Origin of the sequence: Actinomadura sp. CNU-125 (assembly GCF_001942465.1) — a bacterium.
Taxonomy (GTDB): Bacteria; Actinomycetota; Actinomycetes; order Streptosporangiales; family Streptosporangiaceae; genus Spirillospora.
Map to the genome: position 1 here is coordinate 1 of NZ_MKJY01000204.1, position 9,616 is coordinate 9,616.

Here is a 9,616-nt window from a genome sequence, read left to right on the forward strand (position 1 = left end):
CCCCGCCGCGGCCCCCGCGGCCGACCCCGCCGCCGGTCCCGCCGACCCCGGCCGGGAGCGGGGCGGCGGCGTGCTGATCGCCGTGCTGGCGTTCGCCGGGATCGTCGTCGCGCTCGTCCAGACCCTGCTCATCCCCGTCATCGGGCGCCTGCCGCAGCTGCTGGACACGTCCATCGCCAACGCCACCTGGGCGATGACGGCGACCCTGCTGACCGGCGCCGTCGCCACGCCGATCATGGGACGGCTCGGCGACATGTACGGCAAGCGGCGGATGATCCTGGTGAGCATCTCCGCGGTCATCGCCGGTTCGCTGATCGCGGCCGTCAGCTCCGAGCTGCTCGTGGTGGTCGCGGGCCGCGCCGTCCAGGGATTCGCCATGGGCGCGATCCCGCTCGGCATCAGCCTGATGCGCGACCAGCTCCCCAAGGAACGGCTCGGCTCGGCGCTGGCGCTGATGAGCTCCTCGCTCGGCGTCGGCGGCGCGCTCGGCCTGCCGCTGTCGGCCTACGTCGCGCAGAACTTCAGCTGGCACTTCCTCTTCTACGGCGCCGCCGTGCTCGGCGCGGTCGCCTTCGCGCTCGTCCTGCTGCTGATCCCGGAGTCCCCGGTGCGGGCGGGCGGCCGGTTCGACGTCGCGGGCGCGCTCGGCCTGTCGGCCGGGCTGCTGGCGCTGCTGCTGCCGGTCACCAAGGGCGCCGACTGGGGCTGGACGAGCCCCGCCACGCTCGGCCTCGCCGCCGCCGGGATCGCGATCCTCGTGCTGTGGGGCGTCCTGGAACTGCGGGTGCGCGAGCCGCTGATCGACCTGCGCACCACCGCCCGCCGGCAGGTGCTGCTGACCAACCTGGCCGCGATCACCATCGGCGTCTCCTTCTACGCCATGTCGCTGGTGCTGCCGCAGCTGCTGGAGCTGCCGACGGCGACCGGCTACGGCCTCGGCCAGACGCTCCTGGTCGCCGGCCTGGCCGTGGCGATGGGCATCGCGATGATGCTCGTCTCCCCGCTGTCGGCCCGCATCTCCGCCGCGCGCGGCCCCAAGACGTCCCTCATCCTGGGGCTGCTGGTCATCGGCGGCGCGTACGCGGCCGCGCAGGGCCTGATGAACGAGGTCTGGCAGGTCGCGCTGATCTGCACGATGGTCGGCGGCGGCATCGGCCTCGCCTACTCGGCGCTGCCCACCCTCATCATGAGCGCGGTGCCGACCTCCGAGACGGGCGCCGCGAACGGCGTGAACACGCTGATGCGCTCCATCGGCACCTCGGTGTCCAGCGCCGTGCTCGGCGCCGTCCTCGCGCGCAACACGATCTCCTTCCACGGCACCGCCGTCCCCGACATGACCGGGTTCCGGATCTCGTTCCTCATCGCGACCGCCGCGGTCGCCGTCGGGATCCTGCTCGCCGCGTTCCTGCCGTCCGGACGTCCGCCCGGAGACCGGGTCGCCGGACGCCGCGCCCCGGCGGGCCGCCGCCCGGCGGTCAGGCGCCGGGCCGCAACAGCACCTTGATGGCGCCGTCCCGCTTCTTCTGGAACATCTCGTAGGCTTCCGGCGCCCGGTCCAGCGGCATCCGGTGCGTGGTCAGGTCCATCACCCCGAGCGGGTCGGCGTCGTCGGAGACCAGCGGCAGCAGGTCGTCGATCCACGCCTTGACGTGGGCCTGGCCCATCCGGAGCCCGATGCCCTTGTCGAACATCCGCAGCATCGGCATCGGGTCGGTCATCCCGCCGTACACGCCGATCACCGAGATCGTGCCGCCCCGGCGGACGACCTCGATCGCGGTCATCAGCGCCGCGAGCCGGTCCACCCCGACGCGCGACATCAGCGGCGCCGCGGTGTTGCCCGGCAGCATCCCGGTCAGCGTCTGCGCGATCTTCGCGCCGGGGGAGCCGTGCGCCTCCATCCCGACCGCGTCGATCACCGAGTCGGTGCCGCGGCCGCCGGTGAGCTGCCGCACCGCGTCCGCGACGTCGTCGGCGTCCGCGGAGTCGATCACCTCGATGCCGTGCCGCCGCGCCATGTCCAGCCGCTCGGGGACGACGTCGACGCCGATCACCCGGTGGCCGTGGTGGCGGGCGATGCGCGCGCACATCTGGCCGATCGGGCCGAGGCCGAGCACGGTCACCGAACCGTCCTTCGGGACGTTCGCCCACTCGACGGCCTGCCACGAGGTCGGCAGGACGTCCGACAGGTACACGAACCGCTCGTCCGGCGGGCCCTCCGGCACCTTGATGGGGCCGAAGTGCGCCTGCGGCACCCGCAGGTACTCGGCCTGCCCGCCCGGCACCTGCCCGTACAGCCGGGTGTAGCCGAACAGCGCCGCGCCGTTGCCCTGCTCGCGGACCTGCGTGGTCTCGCACTGCGCGAACAGCTTGCGCTCGCACATGTAGCAGGTCCCGCACGAGATGTTGAACGGGATGACCACCCGGTCGCCCGGCCGGACGTGCCGGACGTCCGCGCCGGTCTCCTCGACGATCCCCATCGGCTCGTGCCCGAGGATGTCGCCCTCGGACAGGAACGGGCCGAGCACCTCGTACAGGTGCAGGTCGGAGCCGCAGACCCCGGACGAGGTCACCCGGATGATCGCGTCGTCGGATTCCTTGAGCTTCGGATCGGGCGCGTTCTCGACGCGGACGTCCCGTTTGCCGTGCCAGGTCAGAGCCTTCATCGTCACCCTCCTTGAAGCCGGGACAAATGCCGTACCCAGCCCGATAGGGCGAAACGTGCGATATCGGACGCCGGTCAGTCGCGGTGCCGCTTGGACCCGGGCACGCCGTAGCCGGGCTTCGGCTTCGGCGAAGCGTCCTGCTGCTTGCCCTTGTGGATGTCCTCCAGCCGCTCCACGTGGTGGTGCGGCTCCTGCTTGGGACGAGTGTGGTCCTGCTTCGACGCGCCCGTCGTCACCTTCTCGGCGCTCGGCGTGGACCCGGATTCCCGGGCCTCCCGCGCCTTCGCGCGACGCTGGGTCTCGTCGCCCTCCATCTTCTTGCCCGACATGCGATGTCACCTCCATGCGGTCGCCGGCCGTTCGGGCCCTTCGCGCAGATGCCCCCCGTACCCGTGAAACGCGCAGGTCAACCGGGTACGCGGTCGTTCGCGTCGGCGAAGGACCCGGACGGGTTCAGCGCTTGCCGAGGCGTTTTCCGATGAATCCGCGCAGCCTGCCGAACCCGCTCCCGTCGCTCGGCCGCCCGGCGTCCTCGATCGGGCCGCCCTCGATCTGGGCGCGCTGCCGCGGCGCCGCGCCGTCCGCCCGTCCCTGCCCGCCGCCCTGCGACAGCACCTGGTAGTCGAGGTAGAAGCGGTTCGCGCGCGTCCGCGCCTGGGTGCGGACCCGCCCGGGCGTCGGCAACGGCACGATGTGGTGCGGGTAGGCGGCCAGGAGCTCGCGGGGCTGCCGGGTCTGCAGGAGCGCCGCCGCCTCGTCCGACGACTTCTCGTGCCGCTCGGTGAACCCGCCCTCGGGGGTCAGCGAGATCAGCCCGCTCTCCACCCCCTCCCTGCGCTGCCGCAGGTCGCGGCGCTGCAGCGACAGGCAGATCCGCCGACGACGATGAACGCGACGATCGGGAAGACCACGAACCCGACGCGGAAGAACCACGTCGTCCAGAACAGCGGGATGTGGAACCGCCAGGCGATGACGTCGTTGCCGCCTGCCGCCCACAGGTTGCCGTACCAGGCGATGGCGGCGGCGCCGATCGCCGTCCGGGTGGCGGCGTTGCGCGGCCGGTCGAGCAGGTGGTGGACGCGCTCGTCGCCCGTCGCCCAGCGCTCGAAGAACGGGTACATCGCGATCAGCGTGAAGAACACCCCCGGCAGGATCACCGCGGGCACGAGCACGTTCCAGGGGATCGTGTGCCCCCACAGGGTCGTCTCCAGCGGCGGCATGATGCGCAGCGACCCCTCCAGGAACCCGACGTACCAGTCGGGCTGCGAGCCGAACGAGATCTCGGCCGGATCGTAGGGCCCGTAAAGCCAGACAGGGTTGACCTGGAAGAACGCCCCCATCAGCGCCAGGAACCCGAACGCGAACAGGAAGTACGCGCCGCTCTGCGCGGCGAACGCCGGATAGGTCGGCTCGCCCGTCACCTTCTGCTCCCGCCGCCCCTTGCCGGGCCACTGGGTGTGCGTCTGGTGCCAGAGGATCATCAGGTGCGCGGTGATCAGCGCGAGCAGCAGGGCGGGGATCAGCAGGATGTGCACCATGTACAGCCGGGGGATGAACTCCGCGCTGCTCGGGAACTCGCCGCCGAAGACGAACATGACCAGGTACGTCCCGACGACGGGGATCGACTGGACGATGCCCGACATGATCCGCAGGCCGGTGCCCGACAGCAGGTCGTCCGGCAGCGAGTAACCGGCGAACCCCTCGGCGATCGCCAGCACGAACAGCGTCACGCCGATCAGCCAGTTGATCTCCCGGGGCTTGCGGAAAGCGCCCGTGAAGAAGATCCGCAGCAGGTGGATCGTGATCGCCGCGAGGAAGATGTTCGCGGCCCAGTGGTGGATCTGCCGCATCAGCAGCCCGCCGCGGACGTCGAACGTGATGTGCAGCGTCGACGCGTACGCCTCGCTCATCGTCACGCCCCGCAACTGCGGATACGAGCCGTCGTAGACGATCTCCGAGCCGCTCGGCTTGAAGAACAGCGTGAGGAACACGCCGGTGAGCAGAAGCACGATGAACGAGTAGAGGGCGATCTCGCCGAGAAGGAACGACCAATGTTTCGGAAACGCCTTGGTGAGGTTCCGCTTCAGGAACTCGCCCGTGCCGAGCCGATCATTGACACCCAACGCGAGATTCTCCAGCCTCCCGGCCTTCGACCCGCCCTTCCCCTGCGCCATCTGCGTTTCTCCCTGGCCGAGAGCGAATTCCCGACGGGCCGGTACCCGGGCGGGCGGTGACCAAACGGAGGCGCCCGCCCGGCGCGCGCGCCTCACCGGACGGCGCGCCGCGCCGGGCCGACGCCACGACGCGTTCAGCCGCAGCCGCAGTTCCCGGATGTCGCCGCGCAGCCGTTCGGCGACGTCCGGGTCGGCCTCCAGGCCGCCGAGCCCGGCCTCCAGCAGGTCCAGTTCGGCGGCGCGGAGCCGAGCCAGCAGCAGCCGCGGCTCGCCGGGCGGCACGTCCCACCGCTCCTTGCGCCGCCACTTGCGGTAGGTGAGCACGTGCCGCTCGCCCGGCACCAGCACGCCCCCGGCCGTCTCCGCGTCCGCCGCCCGCCGGAACCGCGCCAGGTAGCCGCGCCGCGCCAGCCGGTACGTCACGACCGCGGCGAGCAGGATCGGCAGGCCCTTGAACGGCAGCAGCGCCGCCCCCGCCAGGACGGGCGAGTCCCACCAGGCGTGCAGCGCCATCGCCAGCAGGAGCGCGCCCGCCGCGAGCGCCGCGCTCGTCCGGGTCGCGCGGCTCAGCAGACGGCCCAGGCCCGCGCCGGCGACCGCGGTCATCGCCCAGTGGCTCCACCAGGCGCCGCCGACGACCCGGCCCGCGAACGAGACGAACGCCGCGCCCGCGTCCTGCGTCGCCCCCGTCAGGATGATCGTGTTCAGGACGTACAGGAAGTTCTCCGACATCTGGAAGCCAAGCCCCGCCAGCGCGCCGTACCCCCACCCGTCCAGCGGGCTCCGCACCGCGCGCGGGACCGCCAGCGCCACGACCGCGACGCCCAGCAGCTTCAGCGGCTCCTCGTTCACCGGCGCCGCGATCGTCGCGCCCCACACCGCGGCGAACTCCGGCCCGGCCGTCTGCCCGAGGACCGCCAGGAACGCGGCGTTCGCGGGCAGCGCCGTCCCGAACGCCGCCAGCCCGCCCCACGCCACGGCCATGAGCGCCGGGCCCGGCGGCCGGACCCGCACCGGATGGGTCCGCCGCAGCGCCCACACGCCGAGCACGAGCGTCGGCGCGAGCAGCGCGGACCCGACCAGGGCACCGGCCGGGAACGCCCGCACGAGCGCCCCCGCCGTGTCGGCCGCGAGCCGGATCCCGAGCAGGCACGCCCCGGCCCACAGCCAGAACGCCGGACGCCTCGTCACGGGCCCGCCGCGATCGTGAGGGAACGCACGATCGCCTCGATCTCGCCCGCCAGCGCCCGGAACGCGCCCGGCGGTCCCGCCGCCGTCACCGTGGCGCCGATCGGCCCCGTCGTGAACACGCCCGCCAGCCCGGTGCGGCCGGGCGCGGTGAGCCGCCCGGTCAGGCCCGACAAGCCGTCCGCCGTCGTGAAGGCCGCGGGGTCGGCGTGCAGCCGCGCGCCGCCGCCCGCCGCGACGATCCGGCCCAGCCCGTGCCACAGGTCCCGCGCGTCCGCCGTCCCGAGCGGCAGCACCGCGACCACGTTCACCACCACGTCGCCGCTCAGCAGCGCCGCGTTCGTGGCCAGCGCCGACCGTTCCGCGCTGAGCACCACCGCGCCGACGGCACCGCCACCCGCACCGGGCGTTCACCGGCCCGCTCCGTCCCCACCGCGACGACCGCGCCCGCGGCCAGCGGACGCCCGCCGCGGCCCAGCGCCGAATCCAGCAGGGGCAGCCCGCCGCCGAGGACGGCCAGCACCGCGGCGCGACCCCCGTGCCCCACCGGTCGACCCGCCCCACCTGGCCCCCTCAACGCCGTGCCCAGCGGAGATTCCCCCTGGTCACGGGCTGAAACGGGACCGTCACGCGGCCGGTCGGGCCGCCGGTCGGGCGCGGACGATCACCAGGTGCGCGGGCCGCCGCAGCATCCCGGGCGTCCGCGTCGCCGCGTCGCCCCGGGCCGCGTCGAGCAGCGCTGCAGTGAGGAACAGGCACCCGGTGAGGTCGGCGCCGCGCAGGTCGGCGTCCGCAGGTCCGCGCCGAGCAGCTCGGCCGTCCGCAGATCCGCCCCGCGCAGGTCCGCCGCGATGAGCAGCGCGCCGCGCAGGCAGGCCCCGCGCAGGTCGGCGCCCTTCAGCCGCGCGCCCACCAGGTCCGCGCCGCGATGGTCGCGGCCGGGAGCGTCCGCCCGCACCAGCTCACCGGTACGCGCCAGCAGCGGCCCCACCCGTCCCCGCACCGCCGCCACGTCCACGTCGGCGACGGCCTCCGGCGTGCCGCTCGTGAGCGCCTCCACCTCGTCCCGCACCCGGCGCAGCTCGCCGTGGACGGGCGCCGCCTCGGGACGCGCGAGCGCCTCGGCCAGGTACCAGAGCACCTCGTGGAGATCGCGCATGATCGGGAACACCGCGAACATCCGCCGCGCGACGCCGTCGTCCCCGCGCCAGTCGCGCCCGCCGAAAGTGACCTGCGAGACCTTCTGCCCGGCCCCGAAGCAGTCGAAGACCGTGCACCCGGCGAAGCCGCGCCCGCGCAGGTCGGTGTGGATCCCGCAGCGGGAGTCGGCGAGGAGGTTCGAGCACGGCCGCCCCGCCGCCTTGTCGACCGCGAAGTCGGCCGACGCCGTGAACGGGAGCGCGACGCAGCACAACCCGTGGCAATCGGCGCAGTCCGCCCGCAGTTCCGCGTTCGTGGACAACCGCTCTCCCATGCTTCGACGACCCTCCATTCTCGCCCCGCCCCGCGGGTGCCCGTGCCGTTGCGGTACGTTGGGCGGCGCTCGTCCGGGACCGGCCGAAGGAGGTGAGACCCGTTTCTGTCCGACCAGACCGGGTGCCTCCGTCCGGAAACGCTTGACCGGGGCGCCCGCAGGACCCCGAAAGGCGTCATGCCCGCTTCACCCTTCTCCGCGTCCTCTCCCGACGCCGTAGTCTCCCGCCTCCGCGCCGCCGGGTGCGTCTTCGCCGAGGACGAGGCGGCGATGCTCCGCTCCGCCGCCCGCACCGCCGCCGAACTGGACGCCATGGTCGACCGGCGCGCCGCCGGGCTCCCCCTCGAACACGTCGTCGGCTGGGCCGAGTTCTGCGGCCTGCGCGTCGGCGTCGCCCCCGGCGTGTTCGTGCCGCGCCGCCGCACCGAGTTCCTCGTCCGCCGGGCCGCCGCCCTGGCCCCGTCCCGTCCCGTCGTGCTCGACCTGTGCTGCGGCACGGGCGCGCTCGGCGCCGCCCTCGTCACCGGGCTGGACGGCTGCGAACTGCACGCCGCCGACATCGAACCGGAGTCGGTGCGCTGCGCCCGCCGCAACGTCGAACCGCTCGGCGGGCGGGTGCACGAGGGCGACCTGTTCGACGCGCTCCCCGCGAACCTGCGCGGCCGCGTCGACGTCCTGCTCTGCAACGTCCCGTACGTCCCGTCGGACGAGGTCGCGCTGCTGCCCCCGGAGGCGCGCGACCACGAGCCCCGCGTCGCCCTCGACGGCGGCGCGGACGCCTGGCCGTCCTGCGGCGGGTCACCGCCGAAGCGTCCGGCTGGCTCGCCCCGGGCGGCCGCCTGCTGTTCGAGACGAGCGAGCGGCAGGTACCGGACGCGCTGGACGCGGTCGCCCGCGGCGGCCTGACCCCGGAGATCGCGCGCTGTGCGGATCTTTACGCCACGGTCGTCGTCGGCACGAAATCTCTTTAGCCGAATCGGTGTAAATCCCCCTGAGGGGGTAACGAGACAGTAACGGAAGACCGAAGGAGTGAGAGATCATGCGCCGCATCAGTGCAGCGCTGAACGCCGTCATCGGCACGATCATCAGTGTCGTCACGCTGCCGTTCCGGGTGCTGCAGCGCCTGCTGGCGCCGTCACACCGCCGTCCGGCCCGGACCCGTCGCAGGGGCGTCTGACGCCGGACCCCGGTCCACCGTCGGCCGGGGAGGGGGCCCGCACCTCCTCCCCGGCCTTTTCCGTTCTCCGTGGAAAACCCGTTGCGCCCGGGACCCGGCGGCGCGCACCATGTATTCAACGCGCCGCACACGAAGAAGGGAGCCGCGAGATGAACGCCAAGCGAGGGCCGAGCCCCGTCGCCGCGCGACGAGCGGCCTCCCGAGGAGCCTCCCTGTAGAGCCGTCACGGCTCGATCGGAGGCCGCCGGGACGACGTCCCCGCGGCCTTTCTCATTCCCTCCCGCGGTTCGCGGGACCGCACGTATACATGGGCCTGTAGCTCAATTTGGAGGAGCGTCCGCCTTGCAAGCGGAAGGTTGCCGGTTCGAGCCCGGCCTGGTCCACGCAAGACGGCAAGCCTCCATGGTTCAACGGAAAGAGCGCCGCACTACGAATGCGGAGATTCCAGGTTCGATTCCTGGTGGAGGCACGGCGGGCCCTTTCGGGTCCGTTCACGCCGCACAGGTCTAAATGGCTGAGACATCTGCCTTCCAAGCAGAGGAACCGGGTTCGATTCCCGGGTGCGGTTCGACACGAGAACAAGCCGCTCTCGTTCAATGGGAAAGGACACCGGGCTCTTACCCCGGGTATAGAGGTTCGAGTCCTCTGGGCGGCACGCGGCGGGGGCGTCCTGACGAGGGCGTCCTGACCGGGGGCGTCTTGACGGGGAGCGGGCCGGTCACTTATTTTGGCGTCCAAATATTGATCGTCAAAGTAACGTCCCCGGGATCGCCGGGCCACGTGGAGGCACGATGGACTTCCCCGCCTACGCTCCGTCGGAGGAGCATGAGCTGCTGCGCAGCACGGTGCGCGAGCTGGCCGATGCGAAGATCGCTCCGTTCGCGGCGGAGGTGGACGAGGAGTCCCGGTTCCCGCGCGAGGCGCTGGATGCGCTGGTGGC

Annotated in this window: 9 protein-coding genes, 4 tRNA genes and 2 pseudogenes; 8 read left to right on the plus strand and 7 right to left on the minus strand. The window is 72.9% G+C overall.

Going from position 1 to position 9,616, the window contains the following annotated elements; genetic code table 11:
* Positions 1–1,504, plus strand: a 1,504-nt coding sequence (locus BJF79_RS23005; RefSeq protein WP_316043421.1) for an MFS transporter, incomplete at its 5' end; no start/stop codon positions are given.
* Here BJF79_RS23005 and BJF79_RS23010 read toward each other — a convergent pair.
* From BJF79_RS23010 to BJF79_RS23035, 7 genes and pseudogenes are all read right to left on the minus strand, one after another.
* A complete protein-coding gene (locus tag BJF79_RS23010) occupies positions 1,476–2,663 on the minus strand; it encodes a zinc-dependent alcohol dehydrogenase (RefSeq protein ID WP_075900360.1) in 1,188 nt (395 codons plus the stop codon). The genes BJF79_RS23005 and BJF79_RS23010 overlap by 29 nt on opposite strands.
* 74 nt (positions 2,664–2,737) lie before the next feature.
* Positions 2,738–2,992: a hypothetical protein gene (locus tag BJF79_RS23015; RefSeq protein ID WP_075900362.1), complete on the minus strand. Its 255-nt coding sequence runs from the start codon at positions 2,990–2,992 to the stop codon at positions 2,738–2,740.
* 124 nt (positions 2,993–3,116) lie between these two features.
* Positions 3,117–3,488, minus strand: coding sequence for a hypothetical protein (locus BJF79_RS65770; RefSeq protein ID WP_075900364.1), 372 nt, complete (start codon positions 3,486–3,488; stop codon positions 3,117–3,119).
* The gene (locus BJF79_RS65775) at positions 3,473–6,028 is read right to left on the minus strand and encodes a cytochrome b N-terminal domain-containing protein (RefSeq protein ID WP_075900366.1); all 2,556 of its coding nucleotides are present in this window, start codon (positions 6,026–6,028) and stop codon (positions 3,473–3,475) included. The genes BJF79_RS65770 and BJF79_RS65775 overlap by 16 nt, the downstream gene beginning before the upstream one ends.
* Positions 6,025–6,402 carry a hypothetical protein gene (locus BJF79_RS23030; RefSeq protein ID WP_075900368.1) on the minus strand — a complete coding sequence of 126 codons (378 nt, stop codon included), beginning with the start codon at positions 6,400–6,402 and terminating at the stop codon, positions 6,025–6,027. Before BJF79_RS23030 ends, BJF79_RS65775 begins: the two co-directional genes overlap by 4 nt.
* A complete protein-coding gene (locus tag BJF79_RS55725) occupies positions 6,351–6,572 on the minus strand; it encodes a hypothetical protein (protein WP_158079261.1) in 222 nt (73 codons plus the stop codon). The genes BJF79_RS23030 and BJF79_RS55725 overlap by 52 nt, the downstream gene beginning before the upstream one ends.
* Before the next feature lie 79 nt (positions 6,573–6,651).
* Positions 6,652–7,499, minus strand: a pseudogene (locus BJF79_RS23035) (pentapeptide repeat-containing protein).
* A 177-nt stretch (positions 7,500–7,676) separates the two neighbouring features.
* Between BJF79_RS23035 and BJF79_RS23040 the strand changes: the two are divergent.
* The 7 genes and pseudogenes from BJF79_RS23040 to BJF79_RS23065 all read left to right on the plus strand — a co-directional run.
* Positions 7,677–8,470: pseudogene (locus tag BJF79_RS23040) on the plus strand (putative protein N(5)-glutamine methyltransferase).
* A gap of 68 nt (positions 8,471–8,538) precedes the next feature.
* A complete protein-coding gene (locus BJF79_RS55730; protein WP_158079262.1) occupies positions 8,539–8,676 on the plus strand; it encodes an LPFR motif small protein in 138 nt (45 codons plus the stop codon).
* 309 nt (positions 8,677–8,985) lie between these two features.
* Positions 8,986–9,059, plus strand: a tRNA-Ala gene (locus BJF79_RS23045).
* A gap of 13 nt (positions 9,060–9,072) precedes the next feature.
* Positions 9,073–9,145, plus strand: a tRNA-Arg gene (locus BJF79_RS23050).
* Positions 9,146–9,171: 26 nt separating this feature from the next.
* Positions 9,172–9,244 (plus strand) — tRNA-Gly (locus tag BJF79_RS23055).
* Positions 9,245–9,258: 14 nt separating this feature from the next.
* A tRNA-Lys gene (locus BJF79_RS23060) sits at positions 9,259–9,331 on the plus strand.
* 136 nt (positions 9,332–9,467) lie between these two features.
* Positions 9,468–9,616 (plus strand): acyl-CoA dehydrogenase family protein (locus tag BJF79_RS23065; protein WP_187357042.1); only part of this gene is annotated, 149 nt, incomplete at its 3' end.